The sequence below is a fragment of the Kribbella sancticallisti genome, assembly GCF_039530625.1.
Classification (GTDB): Bacteria; Actinomycetota; Actinomycetes; order Propionibacteriales; family Kribbellaceae; genus Kribbella; species Kribbella sancticallisti.
In genome coordinates, this window is record NZ_BAAAOS010000020.1 from 491396 (window position 1) to 506321 (window position 14926).

17 protein-coding genes are annotated in these 14926 nt (G+C 67.9%); 5 read left to right on the forward strand and 12 right to left on the reverse strand.

The genetic code is table 11. The features are described 5' to 3' along the window. Positions 1-52: 52 nt before the first annotated feature. From ABD255_RS19030 to ABD255_RS19060, 7 genes are all read right to left on the reverse strand, one after another. Positions 53-493 (reverse strand): DUF6153 family protein, encoded by a 441-nt coding sequence (locus ABD255_RS19030; RefSeq protein WP_344215691.1) that lies wholly within the window; start codon positions 491-493, stop codon positions 53-55. Between the two features lie 90 nt (positions 494-583). Then, positions 584-1816, reverse strand: a complete 1233-nt coding sequence (locus ABD255_RS19035; RefSeq protein WP_344215695.1) for a L,D-transpeptidase — start codon at positions 1814-1816, stop codon at positions 584-586. After that, a complete protein-coding gene (gene murJ / locus ABD255_RS19040; protein WP_344215697.1) occupies positions 1813-3414 on the reverse strand; it encodes a murein biosynthesis integral membrane protein MurJ in 1602 nt (533 codons plus the stop codon). The genes ABD255_RS19035 and murJ overlap by 4 nt, the downstream gene beginning before the upstream one ends. Then, positions 3411-4598: a lipid II:glycine glycyltransferase FemX gene (locus ABD255_RS19045; protein ID WP_344215699.1), complete on the reverse strand. Its 1188-nt coding sequence runs from the start codon at positions 4596-4598 to the stop codon at positions 3411-3413. Before ABD255_RS19045 ends, murJ begins: the two co-directional genes overlap by 4 nt. 96 nt (positions 4599-4694) lie before the next feature. Continuing rightward, positions 4695-5120: a hypothetical protein gene (locus ABD255_RS19050; RefSeq protein ID WP_344215701.1), complete on the reverse strand. Its 426-nt coding sequence runs from the start codon at positions 5118-5120 to the stop codon at positions 4695-4697. A gap of 265 nt (positions 5121-5385) precedes the next feature. After that, complete coding sequence (locus tag ABD255_RS19055; RefSeq protein WP_344215702.1) at positions 5386-6210, reverse strand: cytochrome c biogenesis CcdA family protein; 825 nt, start codon at positions 6208-6210, stop codon at positions 5386-5388. Further along, a complete protein-coding gene (locus ABD255_RS19060) occupies positions 6207-6851 on the reverse strand; it encodes a TlpA family protein disulfide reductase (protein WP_344215704.1) in 645 nt (214 codons plus the stop codon). Before ABD255_RS19060 ends, ABD255_RS19055 begins: the two co-directional genes overlap by 4 nt. 231 nt (positions 6852-7082) lie before the next feature. On the opposite strand from ABD255_RS19060, the gene ABD255_RS19065 reads away from it, so the two are divergent. Next, positions 7083-7466 (forward strand): BlaI/MecI/CopY family transcriptional regulator, encoded by a 384-nt coding sequence (locus ABD255_RS19065; RefSeq protein WP_344215706.1) that lies wholly within the window; start codon positions 7083-7085, stop codon positions 7464-7466. Continuing rightward, positions 7463-8410, forward strand: coding sequence for a M56 family metallopeptidase (locus tag ABD255_RS19070; RefSeq protein ID WP_344215708.1), 948 nt, complete (start codon positions 7463-7465; stop codon positions 8408-8410). Before ABD255_RS19065 ends, ABD255_RS19070 begins: the two co-directional genes overlap by 4 nt. Positions 8411-8483: 73 nt before the next feature. Here ABD255_RS19070 and ABD255_RS19075 read toward each other — a convergent pair whose 3' ends face one another. The 3 genes from ABD255_RS19075 to ABD255_RS19085 all read right to left on the reverse strand — a co-directional run bounded on the left by ABD255_RS19075 (position 8484) and on the right by ABD255_RS19085 (position 11732). Beyond that, entirely contained in the window at positions 8484-10679 is a 2196-nt protein-coding gene (locus ABD255_RS19075) for a copper-translocating P-type ATPase (RefSeq protein ID WP_344215710.1), read from the reverse strand. 180 nt (positions 10680-10859) lie between these two features. Next, positions 10860-11219, reverse strand: coding sequence for a DUF2752 domain-containing protein (locus tag ABD255_RS19080; protein WP_344215712.1), 360 nt, complete (start codon positions 11217-11219; stop codon positions 10860-10862). 327 nt (positions 11220-11546) lie between these two features. Continuing rightward, positions 11547-11732, reverse strand: coding sequence for a hypothetical protein (locus ABD255_RS19085; protein WP_344215846.1), 186 nt, complete (start codon positions 11730-11732; stop codon positions 11547-11549). A 117-nt stretch (positions 11733-11849) separates the two neighbouring features. Between ABD255_RS19085 and ABD255_RS19090 the strand changes: the two genes are divergently transcribed. The 3 genes from ABD255_RS19090 (at position 11850) to ABD255_RS19100 (ending at position 13522) form a co-directional block, all read left to right on the forward strand. Next, complete coding sequence (locus ABD255_RS19090; RefSeq protein WP_344215842.1) at positions 11850-12374, forward strand: DUF3152 domain-containing protein; 525 nt, start codon at positions 11850-11852, stop codon at positions 12372-12374. A gap of 178 nt (positions 12375-12552) precedes the next feature. Next, positions 12553-13011 (forward strand): MarR family winged helix-turn-helix transcriptional regulator, encoded by a 459-nt coding sequence (locus tag ABD255_RS19095; protein ID WP_344215714.1) that lies wholly within the window; start codon positions 12553-12555, stop codon positions 13009-13011. After that, positions 13004-13522, forward strand: a complete 519-nt coding sequence (locus tag ABD255_RS19100) for a hypothetical protein (protein ID WP_344215716.1) — start codon at positions 13004-13006, stop codon at positions 13520-13522. The genes ABD255_RS19095 and ABD255_RS19100 overlap by 8 nt, the downstream gene beginning before the upstream one ends. Before the next feature lie 95 nt (positions 13523-13617). On the opposite strand, the gene ABD255_RS19105 is transcribed toward ABD255_RS19100, so the two are convergent. Continuing rightward, positions 13618-14112, reverse strand: coding sequence for a universal stress protein (locus ABD255_RS19105; RefSeq protein ID WP_344215718.1), 495 nt, complete (start codon positions 14110-14112; stop codon positions 13618-13620). A gap of 69 nt (positions 14113-14181) precedes the next feature. Beyond that, positions 14182-14772 (reverse strand): MFS transporter, encoded by a 591-nt coding sequence (locus ABD255_RS19110; RefSeq protein ID WP_344215720.1) that lies wholly within the window; start codon positions 14770-14772, stop codon positions 14182-14184. Positions 14773-14926: the final 154 nt, after the last annotated feature.

Consider the following 14926-nt stretch of genomic DNA (forward strand, 5'->3'; position numbering starts at 1 on the left):
TCGTTGTTCCTTTCGATCGCCGAAGAGGTGTACGGAGGCAGGCCGAACCGGCCTATGTCCGCAGCACGCACAGCTTCGACAAGGAAGGAGTGAGCCAGGGCGGGGATCGTCCCGGCAACAGCGACAACTGAACCGGCAGAACCCCGGGCAGCCAAGGCGCCGACCTCGCCGAACGCAGCCAGGCACACGTCAACGCAAACCCCAGCAGCATGAGCGAGACCGCCAGAACGGCCACACACACCTCGCCCAGGTGATGCCCGCCTGTGCTCGCGAGCGTCGGCCCGGCCGGCGCTCGGTCCGGCTCCACCGTGACATGCACCGGCATCTCGTCATGCGCCCCAGAAGAAGACATCACGACACTCGCCGCCGGCATCGCCATCATTGCGGAGTCGTGGTTCACCGTCAGCGCGTGCATAGCCAGCACACCGCCGAGCAGCCACACCGCCGTCAGGGCACGAACGAGCCCGGACACCACGACACCCCGATTGTTCATCCCCTCCAGACTATCGACTGTGACGACGCCGCAGACCAGCGAGGGCTGCCAGTAGGCCTGCCGCACGGTCAGGAGTGACTCGTCCAGCTCTCAACGGAGTGCACTGCCGGCTCGCCAGGCCTGCCACGAGAGGTTCCAGTCGCCGAAACCGTTGTCGAGCTCCATCGTCCGGGTCGTCGGCGAGTTCACGACCTTGATGACGTCGCCCCGCAAGGACTGACCGAAGTACCACTGTGCGTTCTCCAAACTCATGCCTACACACCCATGGCTCACCCGGGCCGTGCCCTGCGATGCGGTGGACCACGGGGCCCCGTGCACGAACTCACCGCTCCAGGTCATCCGGACGGCCCAGCGCACGTCGAGGCGGTAGTACTCGGGGCTGTTCTTCGGGATCCCGAGCGTCGCGCCGTCCATCACCTTGAGCGGGAACTTCTCCAGCACGACCTTGACCCCGTTCCTGGTCTCCCAACCCTTCTTACCCATCGTCACCGGGATGGTCCGGACCGGTTTGCCGTTGACGAACACCGTCATCCGCAACCGCTTGCCGTCGACGACACTCACCACCGAACGCCCGACCGTGAACGAAACCTCGCGCTGTTCGTCGCCGTACACGCCTCGGCCGAGGTTGACGCCGCGCAATCCGACCTTGAGCGTGACCTTGGTGCCGGCCGGCCAGTAGACCTGTGGCCGGTAGCGAATCTTCCGGTCGCTGATCCAGCGCCACGATCCGGCGACGGCGGGCGTGGACACGACCTTCAGGTTTCGTTCGGCCGCGGCGCGGTCGGTCACCGGAGCGTTGAACGACACCTGGATCGGCAGGCCGACGCCGACCGTCTCCCCGTTCAGCGGCACCACCGCGGTGTGCACCCGCTTCTTCGGCGTGACCGTCGTGAAGGTGGACCGCTGCTCGGCCGCCCCTTCCGCCGCGCTGACCGCGACCGTGTAGCGGGTGGCGAACTTCAGCGGCGCCTCGGAGATCCAGGACGTTCCGTCTGCCGACAGCCGGCCGGAGACTCGTTGACCGGCGGCATCCGTCACCGTCACGGCGCCGAGCCGACCACTCCGCGCCTTCACCTGCACGCCCTCGGCCGGGCTCACCTTCGTGGCCTTGTCCTTCGGCGTCACATCGATCGACACCGTTCCCGGCGTCGACGCGGTCGGAGTCGGCCCCTGTGACTCCGGTTGCTGCGATTCCGGCTGCTGCGATTGGCTGCTTGCCGCGGCACCGGGTTCGGCCTCCGTGTCCTGACAGGCGCTCACTACGAGCAGCACGGCCGCGAGGGCGAGCGCGGTGAGACCTCGGCGGGAGAGCCTGCCAGTCATGTCGTGACCTCCTTGTGGGTTCGGAGCGGCCGGGCGAGTACGACGAAGCAGGCCAGGAAAACCAGACCGCCGCCGGCCAACGTGACCGCTGGCCCTGGGAACGCCGTACCCATCGCCTTTGTCAACACGTTTGCGATCGCGAAGGTCACGGCACTCGCCGCCGCACTCGCGATGATGAGACGAGTGTAGGTACGACGCACGCCGCGGCCGCCGAGTTGACCGAGTCGCCGGCGCAGTTTTCTGGCGGTGATCCACAGGCCGGCCGCGTACGCGACGCCGTACGCGGCGGCCATTCCCGTGACGACCCAGCGGGCCGGGAGGGTAGCGAAGCAGATCACTGACAGCAGGACGTGAATGCCGGTGATCCAGGCGGCGACGACAACCGGGGTCCGGGTGTCCTCGAAGGCGTAGAAGACGCGCACCAGCAGGTACTGTGCGGAGAACGGGATCAATCCCAGTGCAAAGGCCGACAGCATCTGCCCCATGACCAGGGCATCCCCGTCGGAGACGTTCCCGTACCTGAAGACCACGGTGGTGATTTGCGGGCCCAGCGCAACGAAGACGAAGGCGGACGGGACGATGAACGTACCGGACACCCGCAACGCCTCTGAGAGGTCCGCCCGCATGCTGGTCAGGTCACCGGCCTCCGCCTGGCGGCTCAGCCGCGGCAGCAGCGCGGTCAGCAGGGAGACCGTGACGACACCTTGCGGGATCATCCAGAGCAGGTGCGCGTTGCTGTAGGCGCTGTACCCGACGCCGTACCCGAGGTGTTGCTGGTCCGCCAACTGCGACACTTTTGTGGACAGTTGGATCACCACCCAGTACCCCAGCTGATTCACCACGACCACCAGAACGGTCCAGCCGGCCAGTCGTGCCGCCTTGTCGAGTCCCGATCCACGCCAATCGAATCGAGGGCTCCATCGGTAGCCGACTCCATGCAGGAACGGAATGAGGACCGCCGACTGCAGGGCCACACCCAGGGTGCTACCCAGTCCCAGTAGGCCGGCTGCTTGCGATCCGGGGTCCCCGGCGTTGCGAGCGTTCGCGGCCAGTACGAGGTACGACGCTGCCACGCCGATCACGACCAAGTTGTTGACGATCGGCGCCCACATCATCGGACCGAACCTGCCGTGACTGTTGAGGACCTGGCCGGCGATCGTGAACAACCCGTAGAAGAAGATCTGCGGCAAGCAGTACCTGGCCAGCATGACGGTCAGCTCGCGTTGCGCCCCGGTGAAGTCGGTGTACACGTCGACGACGACCGGTGCCGCCGCGGTCGCCGCCACCGTGATCACCAGCAGCAACGCCCCAGCGGCCGTGAGCAATCGGTTCGTGTAGGCGACACCGCCGTCCCGATCCCTCGTCATCGCGCGGACCAACTGAGGCACGAAGACGGCGTTCAAGGCGCCACCCAGCAACAAGATGTACAGGATGTTGGGAATCGTGTTGGCGACAGTGAACGCGTCAGCGAACAACGCCGATCCCAGCGCGGCAGCGAGCAGCGCGCTGCGCACGAAGCCGGTGAGCCTCGACACGACGGTCCCGAGTGCCATCGCCGTACTGGAACGCCGGACAGAGCCCGCGAGAGTTGTGGTCACGCGCTACGCCGCCAGGCCAAGTACACGCCGAACAGCTTGTGGAGCGGCTGGTTCAGAGGAAAGTCCCACTCCCCCAGATACTCCACAGCGCGGCCGCCCGTGCCGAGCTTCCATTGCAGGAGACCGTGCTCGCGCCGTGTGACGTCCAGCGTGTCGTCGAAACCACGCATGTCGTACACCGAGCAACCGGCCGCTTTGGCGGCCTGGATCATGCGCCACTGCAGCAGATGGCTCGGACACAGCTCGCGCCGGTGGCTCGCTGACGCGCCGAGCTGGTACCACGCGCGATCGCCCACTCTGTTCAGCGTGTGCGCCGCGAGGGTCTCGCCGCGATAGCGCGCCAGGAAGAGCCGCATCCGCTCCGGATCCTCGGCCGACAGCGACCGGTACTGACGCCGGTAGTATTCCAGCGAGCGTCCCAGGTCGAAACCGTCGCGCCGCTGGGTCTCTTGGAGCAATCGGTAGAACTCCGGCAGGTCGTCGTACCCACCGATCGTCACCTCGACACCGGCCCTCTCCGCCTTCCGGATGCTCCGCCGCCACCGCTGACTGAGGCCGGACCAGATGTCGTCCCGGCCACGACCGGCGAGTGGTACCTCGAAGACGAGACGCGACTGGGTGCTACCCCGGCTGGTGGAGCGCGTCGGCGACCATCCCATGCTCTGCAACTGCTCACCGATGTCCAGAGCCGCCTCGTTGGTGAAGTCCGGCGGTACGTCGCCGAGGCGCGCCGCGCTCCCGTCGGCTGCTGCACGTTTGAGCGTGGCGGCCTGCCAGCCGCGAACGACCAGCGGAGGACCCATCGTCACGCCGAACGCGCGGCGCCGCCGCAGATGGGCGAACAGCGGCTCGAGCCACCGGTGCAGGAGGCCGTCGGACCAGTCGATCAGCGGTCCTTCAGGAATGTAGGCGAGGTAGCGGTCGACTCGCGGCACCCGCCGGTAGAGCACCTGCCCGGCGCCCACCACGGTGCCTGCTCCGTCGACCCAGCCGAGCCGCTCGGCCGACCACTGTGTCTTGAGGTCCGCCCACGAAGGGCACTGGAGAAAGCTGGCCGATCCGTGCTTCGTCACGAAGTCAAGGTGCTCGGCGGGTTTGAGGGGCATCATCCGCAGCTGCTGATCAACGGATTTCGGGGGCGGCGAAACGAGCCGCGTCGAGCGGCCCGGAAATGCGAAGCTCATCAAGTACTCCTCGGACGTCCTCGACTGCACGCACCGGCACGCGCCGATGGTGAGGAGGAGAGTGACGACGGATTGTGGAGATGACTTGAGAGCGGCCTAGATCAACAATCGCGAGAGGCGAACCACGTCAGGCGCCTGCAGAACGGCGCTGATCGACTCCAGTCGCACTCGCAGGGGCGACGGTCGTCGCATCAGCCATTTCGGCGCGGAAGAGACCAACAGCCTCAACCCGGCAAGCAGTCCCCCGATCACGACCAGCAGGGCAGCCAGGCACAAGGCAACATTCGAGTGGCCGCCCGAGTCGGACGCCGGATCGAGGACCGGGATCGCCTCATGGCCCATCGGGTCCGATTGCCCGACCGCCGGCGCGGCCGAACAGTGATGGCCGCCGGCCACCGCGCTCACAGCCGGGTGGTCCCCCGCCCCGTGATCCGGCGAATGCGCAACGGTGGCCAACAGGCCGACAGACACCGCGAGCGCGAGGACGACAGGCAGCAGTCGCATGGTCCAGTACGCCCGCACGCCGCCTCCCACCCATCAACTCGCGATCTCCTAGGCAGGATAGTAGATCACCGGCTCAACGAGAACCCTGGCACATCGAGACCAGGTCCGGAGCTGTCAGCTGTGCGACCCGATGCCGCGCGACGCTGGAGCGCCTCCGGGCACGCTGGGCGGGCATCCGCTGGGTCGGAGTGCGCTCAGGCACCGAGGATTGCTGCACAGGGGACCTCGTCATTTCAGGGGCGGGAACTCGGGCTTGGTTGCCGTTCAGGTCCTGCTCCATCCGTCACAGCGGCGGCTGCCAGGTGACCACGAGGACCTGCAGGCGGGAGATGAGTTCGGCCCAGAGACCGCTGACCTCGAGCAGACCCACAAGGATCAGGAGGCACCCTCCGATCCGCATCACCGACCGGGCGTGGCGGCGCGCCACGGCGTACAACCTGAAGGCGCGCTGGGCACCGGCAGCAGCCAGCACGAACGGGATGCCGAGACCGAGGCTGTAGGCGAACGACAGCGTGGCGCCGCGCGCCGCACCGCCGGCACCCGTCGACAATGCGAGGATGGCGGCCAGCGTCGGCCCGATGCACGGCGTCCAGCCGACGCCGAACAACACACCCAGCAGCGGTGCACCGGCTAGGCCGGCCTTGGGCCGGTACCCGATCCTGAAGGTGCGGCCCATGATCGGAATCCGGCTGCCGAAGCCGGCAAACATCAACCCCAACAGGATCGTGACCACACCGAGCACTCTGGTCACCGTCGTCTGATGAACCAGCAGCACAGTCCCGATCGCGCCGAAGGCTGCGCCGTAGCTGGTGAACATCGCCGCAAACCCCAGGACGAACAACACCGTTCCCGTCACCGTACGGCCGGGCATTCGAAGACGGCGCCGGGCCACCGCTGGGCGATCCTGTGCCGGTCCGGCACCGACGGTCACTGGCACCGGCTTCGCCGGCTCGTTCGCCTCGGCGCCCGCGTTGCCGGTGACGTACGCCAGATATCCCGGCAGGAGCGGCAGGCAGCAGGGACTGAGGAACGAGACGAGTCCGGCGGCCGCGGCGATCGGGATGGCAACCAGCAGCGGGCCGTAGTACACCAGCTCACCCGGGTTCACCGGGGACCACCTCGAGCAGCGGCCTCCGTGGATGGTTCCGCAAGGAGGTCGTCCACCAGACCTCGAACAGTCGAGTAGTCCGTCCGGCCGATCACGCGAGCCGCGATCCGGCCCTCGCGGTCCACTACCAACGTGCTCGGCACCGCACTCATCGGCAGGACCTTGTTGAACGCCGGCAAGACCTGACCATCGATGTCGACGACACTCGGGTACGGAACGGTGTAAGTGCGGACGAAGGCGCGCGCAGCAGCCTCGTTGTCGCGGGTGTCGATGCCAACGAAGCGGACAGGCAACGCGGCCGTTTCGCGGGCCACCCGCACCAGATCGGGCATCTCGGCCCGGCACGGGTTGCACCACGATCCCCACACGTTGATCACGACAACATTCCCCCGCAGTTCTGCCAGATCGAACCGCGCGCCGTCGAGCGTCGTACCCTCCAGCGGTGGGCTCACGGAACGGCCATACGGATAGCGTGTCAACCCCGTCTGTGGGCCGCGACCGTCGTCCGGCGCGGGCCCACGCTTGAGCTCCCCATGGCCGAACAGTCCGGCCTCGGCGGTCATGAACAAGCCGAGGGCCAGGAGCCCGAGCAGGAACACGATCCGTACGAGGACGATCCTGCGGCGGCGCACCGAGCTCATAGCGCCTACTATGCATCATAGTTGTTGATCGGCGACACCGGGATCCGATCACGCCCTCGGCAGGAGACCGTCAGCGATGACCAGAAGGACAGCGACCGATCGCCGCCCGGCGGCCAGGCCGCTTGCCACGCCGCCGGCGAGGCCAGCACCGATTCCGGAACGACATGGTCGGCCTAGTGACCGCCGCACCGGTACAGTCGGCAGGACTGCAGCTGAGGGGACGATGGCACGATGCGTGGATTCGGTGAGCTGGAATCGGTCATCATGGACCACCTGTGGAACCAGGACGGCCCGGCGACGGTCCGAATGGTTCTGGACGGCATCCGGACGCCTCGGCCGCTGGCCTACACGACGGTCCTGACCGTCATGGACAACCTGCACGGCAAGGGGTTTCTCGCCCGCGAGCGGGAGGGCCGCGCACACATCTACTGGCCGACCAGAAGCCGGGCGGACTACGCCGCCGAGCTGATGGGTGAAGCACTGGCGGACAGTGGGGACCCAACGGCCGCGTTGCTCCGCTTCGTCGAGCAGATGCCGGCGAACGAGGTCTCGCGGCTCCGTAGGATGCTGCGGACCACAGCCAGCTCCGACCAGTCCAGCGGACGCAGACAATGATCGTCGCCGTTACCCTCTTCGGGTACGCCGCGTTGATCGCGACCGCCGGCGCCTGGCTGCTCCGAGAGGCCAGGTGGCCCACCCGCGCACCGATGCTGGCCATCGCGGCCTGGTTCGCCATCGCCGTTTCGGTCGTGTCCTCGATCGTCCTGGGCGCAGCCGCACTCTCGGTGAGGCTCCACCTGGAGAGCACCGACCTCGCCGAAATCTTCCACATCTGCGTGACCAACTTGCGCAAGGCGTACGCGACGCCGGGCGGAGCTGTCACCACGACCGTTGCCTTGGCAGTGCTGGCAATCGTGTCGACCAGGACGGTCTGGGGTCTTGCGGCCACCCTGCGACAAGCCGCTCGGCACCGCCGGCGTCAACTGCAGGTGCTCGACCTCGTCGCGAGTCGCGACGCCGAGCTCGACGTACTCGTCCTGGACCATCCGGCGCCCGCGGCGTTCTGCCTGCCTGGCCGCGGTCACAGCATCGTCGTGACCAGCACTGCCCTCGCGGTGCTCAGCCGAGACGAGCTGGCCGCAGTGCTGGCACACGAGCGGGCGCACCTGCGCGGCCGCCATCATCTGCTGGTCGCCTTCTTCGACGGCCTGCGCCGCGCATTCCCCCGGATCCCCGTCTTCGTGTGGGGCTCCGTCCAGGTCCGGCGACTGGTCGAGCTCTCGGCCGACGACCGTGCAAGCTGCCAGCACACCCGCTCGGCCATCGCGAACGCCATCCTGCTGCTGGCCGACGCCACTCCCCCGGCGGCTGCCCTCGCCCTCGGCAGCGAAGCGATCCAGCTCCGCCTCGAGCGGCTCACCGAACATCAGACCCCGCTGCGCCGCGGCGCACGCGGCACACTCCGCGGCCTCGTCATCGCCGTCGTCCTGGCCCCTGCGCTGGTCGCTGTCCTCCCCGCCCTCATTGCCGCCGGCATCGACTACTGCGGCGTCGGCTGAACTGCCAACGCTTCCCCAGCACCCGAGCGGCTGGGGCGGCTGCCCTGTACGGACAGCCGCCCCGATCGACTGCTCAGGCGCGGTCAGGCGCCAGCCGAACCCGGCGCAGCAACTGCGCATTGAGCGCGACCACGATGGTCGAGACCGACATCAGTACGGCGCCGACGGCTGGGCTGAGGGTGAGACCTGCCCAGGCGAACACGCCTGCCGCGAGCGGAATCGCGGCGATGTTGTAACCGGCCGCCCAGGCGAGGTTCTGGATCATCTTGCGGTACGACGCCTTCGACAACCGGATCACGCCGGTCACTCCGCGCGGGTCGGACGAAGCCAGCACGACGCCTGCGGATTCGATGGCGACGTCCGTACCGGCCCCGATGGCGATGCCGACATCGGCGCGGGCGAGCGCCGGCGCGTCGTTGACACCGTCGCCGACCATCGCCACCGTCAGGCCGCGTGCCTGCAGTTCGGCCACCGCCTGGTCCTTGTCGGCCGGCAGCACCTCGGCGAACACCTCGTCGACACCCTCGCGGAACCCGAGGTCCGCGGCGACCGCCTCGGCCACCGGCTTCGCGTCACCGGTGATCATCACGATCTTCGTGACACCGATCGCCCGCAACTGCTCGATCGCCTCGCGTGCCTCCGGCCGGACCTCGTCCTCGAGCGCCACAGCTCCCATCACCGAACTCTTGCCGTCGGCACCGAGCTCCAGCAGGTACAGAACCGCGGCCCCGCGACCCGACCACTCCTCGGCGGGCCGGCTCAGCTCCTCCGGCACCGTCGCACCCAGCTCCCGCAGCAGCGCGGGCCCGCCGACCGCGTACGTCGTACCGTCGACCTCGGCCTGGACACCACGACCGGTCAACGACCGGAACTCCCGAGCCGTCGCGCGTCCTGCGCGCGCGTCGGCCGCTGCCACGATCGCGCGGGCGAGCGGGTGTTCGCTGTCCGCCTCCACCGCGCCGGCGATCCGCAGTACGTCGTCCTCGGTGACGCCTCCGCCGGCAGCGACCGCGGTGACGGTGTGAGCGCCCTTGGTCAGGGTCCCGGTCTTGTCGAACAGGACCGCGTCGACCGTCCGCATCCGCTCCAGCGCGAGCCGGTCCTTGACCAGGATCCCGTTCTTGGCCGCGACGGCCGTCGACAGCGCGATCACCAGCGGGATGGCCAGACCCAGCGCGTGGGGGCAGGCGATGACCAGAACCGTGACGGTTCGGACCACCGATTCGCTCAGGCTGCCCAACAGCCACCAGGCGGCGAAAGTGATCGCCGCGGCGGCGGTCGCGATGTAGAACAGCATCGCGGCGAACCGGTCGGCCAGCACCTGCGCGCGGCCACTGGACGCCTGAGCCTGGGCAACCAAGCGCTGGATACCGGCCAACGCGGTGTCGTCGCCGACGGCGTCGATGCTGACCCGAAGCGCCGAGTCGGTCGCCACGGTGCCGGCCACCACCCGGTCGCCCACCGCCCGCGACACCGGACGCGACTCACCGGTGATCATCGACTCGTCCAGCTCGGCCGCACCATCCACGACCGTGCCGTCCGCAGGGACCCGTGCTCCCGACCGCACCAGGACCACGTCTCCGACCCGCAGGTCGGCCACCGAGACCTTCTCCACGCCGTCGTCGGTCACCCGCTCGGCGTCGTCGGGCAAGAGCGCAGCCAATGCAGCCAACGCGCCCTGTGCCTGACCGATCGCCTTCATCTCCTGCCAGTGACCGAGCAGCATGATGGTGACCAGCGCCGCCAGTTCCCACCAGAAGTCCAGATCGAAGACCCCGAGGCTGGTGGCCAGCGACGCCACATAGGCCACCGTGATCGCCATCGAGATCAGCAGCATCATGCCGGGCGCCTTGTCGCGCGCCTCCCGTACGCCGCCGACCAGGAACGGCCAGCCGCCGTAGAAGAAGACGAACGAACCGAGTAGCGGCCCGACCCAGGCCATGCCCGGGAAGTCCAGGGTGTAGCCGAACCAGTCCATCACCATGTGACTGGTCGCAACGATCGGCAACGTCAGCAGCAGGCTCAGCCAGAACTTCCTGCGAAACGCCTCCGGGTCATGGCCCGCGTGCTTGTCATGCCCGCCATGCGCACCATGACCCGCGTGCGCGCCGGAGTGAGCTGCCATCTCGTGGTGCCCTGGATGCCCGTGGTCTGCATGGCCGTAGCCGCTGTGCCCGTGAGCTGCGTGCTCGCCGTGAGCCGCGTGCTCGTGAGCCGCAGGAGGACCGGACGTCTCATCGGCCGGCAGGGACTTGCTGACCCGCGCCATGGTGGTTCCTTTCGAAGTACGTCTCTTTGGTTGATGCATATCCGCCGCGATACCCCCTAGGGGTACTATACATATACACCCTAGGGGTATATGTCAAGCCTCCACGCAGGGCGGGATCCCCTTGGAGACCACGCGACAGCCATGGTCGGCGCCTTGCGACCGGCCGATGCCCAGATGGGTCTATCGGTTCCAGGCCTGCATGAGCAGGTCCGCGTGCAGTTGCTGGCGGATCTCCAAGGCGGCGAGGGCGAGAATACACACAGCGATCAGCGCACGACGCCAGTTTCTGGACAGGCGCACATCCACCCACCGTCCAGTCGACCAGCCGACACCGATCCGTACGATCGCCAGCACCGTCATCGCAGCGAGTGGGAACACGATCGGGTTGTATGTCGCGGCCTCAGCAGGGTGCCCGGAGAGGAGCAGGAACATCGCCCGGGTTCCGCCGCAGAAGGGGTCCATCACTCCGAGGTAGTGCAAAGGACCGTGCAGGTCCACCCGCGGGACGCCGACGACCAGCAGGGCAATCGCAGCAGCCACGCCACCCAACGTCGCCTTACTGATCCGATCCCAGCGATCACGGCTCGTAAGGCCTACCCGAACTCCGCTGACCACCGGTCGACCTACCGCCCCGGACTCCACCACTACCTCCCCACCTGGATCACGCTGGTCGCGACCAGCCCGTCATCGATTCGATTCAGCCGGCAGGGAGTTGGCGCAGGAGACGCTGCAGTGACGACGCCTGCCCACCTATGGTCGCGCAGCTCTACCGACCTCCCGCAACGACCCCGCCACAATTACTATCACCTCTAGGAGCTGGCCATGGATGCCGCCCGGCACCGTCTCCGTCCTGGCGACGGGCCTGCCCTAGAGTGAGGTGCCATGGCCTCCAGTCCACGGCACCGCCGCCAGGCTCGCCGTGCCGCGGGAGCCAAGCGTCGTCCGGCCGGCGTCGTCCTGACGGCTGTCGGGGCCGTCCTCCTGGCCCTCGCCGGCACGGGTCTGCATTTCGGCGACGTCGGCTCCGGCCTGGCCATTTCCTTCGTCACGCAACCCAGCACGGCGGCACCGTCACCCCACACCGCCGTTTCCCAACAGCCCCGGACCACTGCCAGTACTCCCAGTCGGCCATCTCGTGGCGGGGCCCGCCTGCCGGTTGCCACGATTCCGATTGCCGGCAGCGGAAAACTTCGAACGTTTTCCGAGCCTGCTGCAGCCAAGGGACCTGGACGCCGGTTCACCTATCGAGTGGAGATCGAGGAAGGCGTTCCGTTCGATCCCGCAGACGTAGCGGCCACCGTCCACGGCACCTTGACCGACCCGCGCGGCTGGCAGCCGATCCACAAGATCGCATTCGAGCGCACCGGGCGCGCGGCGCAGCTGCGCATCATCGTGGCCTCGCCGGCGACCACCGACAGGCTGTGCAAGCCACTCGACACTGACAGGCAGTTCTCCTGCCGGATCAATGATCGAGTGGTCCTGAACGCACAGCGCTGGGCGAACGGCACCCCGGACTACCGAGGGCAGCTCTCGGCTTACCGCGCCTACCTGGTCAACCACGAAGTCGGCCACGCACTCGGAAACCAGCACGCGACCTGTCACACACCCGGCGAGCCGGCTCCGGTCATGATGCAGCAAACGAAGGGACTCGCAGGCTGCCGTCCCAACCCCTGGCCCGGCGTGCGCGCACTGTAGACGTCGCCCGCCGCGCCAGCTGTGGGCGGCGGGCTCCCTCGTGGACCCGCCGACGATCGGACGCGCCTGGTACGACGTCCCGGCCCGGGCCGAAGCCGCCGGCCTCACCGTCGCCGGCGTACTCCACCATGTCGTCAACTAGTTGTGTCATCGAACTTTCTAGTTGTATGGTCGAACTATGTCTGGCGAGCAGAACCGAACGGTCAGCGGATCCGAGGTCAACGAGTTGCAGGCCGGCATCGTCTCGTTCGTTCGCGAGTTCGGCTTGCACCAGGCGGAGATGACGCCGTGCGGTGTTCCACTGTCGGTCTCGCAGGCGCATGCCCTGACCGAGATCGGTAACGCCGGATCGCTCACACAATCGGACCTGGGCGCCGCGCTGCGGCTGTCGAAGAGCACGGTCAGCCGGCTCGTCGGGCAGCTGCTGGAACACGACTGGGTGCAACGCGATCGCGGTCAGCCGGACGACGGCCGCGTGGTGCTGCTTCGGCTGACCGAGTCCGGCACCCTCCTGTACGGGCGTCTCACCCAGGCTCGGCGTGACCGCATGTTCCGGTTGCTCGAGCGCGTACCCGAGGCCGAGCGGCAGACGGTCCTGCACGCTCTCAAACTTCTGACGGAGGCAGCCTGTGACTGACCCGAAGCTCTCGCCCCTCAGCCGAGGAGTGCGGCGGAAACCATGGCCGCTGGTGGTGATGGTTGCCCTTGTCGCCGTGGCTGCCACGGGATGGTGGCTCGCTACGCGTGGCGGCGATCTTGCCGATCGGCGGGCGGAGGTGGCAGCCCGAGGTGCCGACGTGATGCCGTTCGATCTCACCAGGACGACGCATGTGTTCAGCAAGAACGCGACCGGCGGCGTGCAGACGGTGACCGCGAACGACCCGGCCGACACGACCCAGATCGAGCTGATCCGCGGGCACCTGCGCGAGGAGGCCACAAAGTTCACCCGCGGCGACTTCGCGGATCCGGCGGCCATTCACGGCCACGACATGCCGGGACTTGCCGAGTTGCGCGCGGGAGCCGCACGCGTCGACGTCCGTTACGAACAGCTCGAGGACGGAGCGACCCTCAGCTACTCCACGGAGGAGCCGCAACTCGTCAAGGGCATCCACGCGTGGTTCGAGGCCCAGTCGAGCGATCACGGGTAGCAGCTGCTCGCCGGCCCTGGTTGCACCCGACTACCAGGACCGGCACTGCTGACGGTTGCTGTCAGCAGTGCCGGCCGGGTCATCATGTCGAGTTCTCAGACGCGCTCGGCGCTGAGTTGTTGCCTCCGGGCCGCGGCGACCGCCTCGGAGGGGATGACAAGGATTGCTCGGCGGGTGTGGTGGAGCACATTGGTCGACGTACTCCCGAGCACTGCCGCCCGCAGTCCGCGGCGGCCGCGGGAGCCGAGCACGATCAGGGCGGCGTCGACCTCGTCCGCGGCGTCGACGATCGCCTCCGACGCGGTGGCCAGACTGGACGAGACCCTGGGCTTGGCATCCAGGCCGGCGGCGCGGGCCAACTCGGCGCCTTCGTAGGCAATGCGTTCTGAGGCGTCGAGGGTGGCTTCCTCGATGCCGTTGAGATTCTCGAGGGCGGGGTGGCCCTCGACGTGAGCGGCGAGGCCTTCGATCGGCTGGCGGGCGTACAGGACGATCGCCCGGGAGCCCGGGAGGAGCCTGGCGACTTCACTGATGGCCGCTCGCGCGTCGGGCGACCCGTCGTACGCGATGAGGAGTGGTCCTGTGGTCATGGTGTTCTCCTATCTTTCTGTTGGTGGTCGGGGACGCTCAGGACTGCGCACCCCAGACCGCGGGCTTGATCAGTGCTCCGACCTGCTCGCGCATGGTCGGACCGTGTCCGCCGCCGCCCAAGTGAGCCAACGCGTGGTCGTCGAGTCCGTCGAATTCGCTGCCCGGCTCGGCAGCATCATGACCGTGATGGTCGGCCTGCCCGTGACCATGCCCGCCGAGTTGTGGTCACCGTGACCGGCCGGGTGATCACCGGTCGACGTGGCCGACTTTGCCGGGAGCGGGGCCATCAAGCCGACCAACGCGATACCGCCGAAGACCACCATCGTCCAGAAGGTGTACCGCCATCCGAACAGCTGGCCGACCGCGGCACCGATCGGTGCACCCAGAACGGTCGAGGCGGTCAGTCCTGAGAAGACGATCGCCACAGCACGGCCCTTGCGTGCCCGGTCGACAAGCTCCACCGCGTAGACCGCCGCGATCCCGAGGAACGCGCCGTGCGCCGCGGCCGACACGATGCGCCCGGCCATGATGACTTCATAGTTCGACCCCAGTGCCGATAGGATGTTGCCGAGCAAGAAGCTCGTGGTGGTGAGCAACAACATCGAGCGCCTGCCGAACCGGATGCCGATGGCGGTGAAGACCGGGGCACCGATCGCCACCCCAGGGCATAGACGCTCTCCAACCCCCCGACGGCACCGTAGGTCACCTCGAGATCCGCCGCGATCTCCCGGACCACGCCGGCGACGATGAACTCGTCAGCCCCCATGGCGAACGCGCTGATCACCATCGCCCAGATGGCCAAAGGCAACTTTC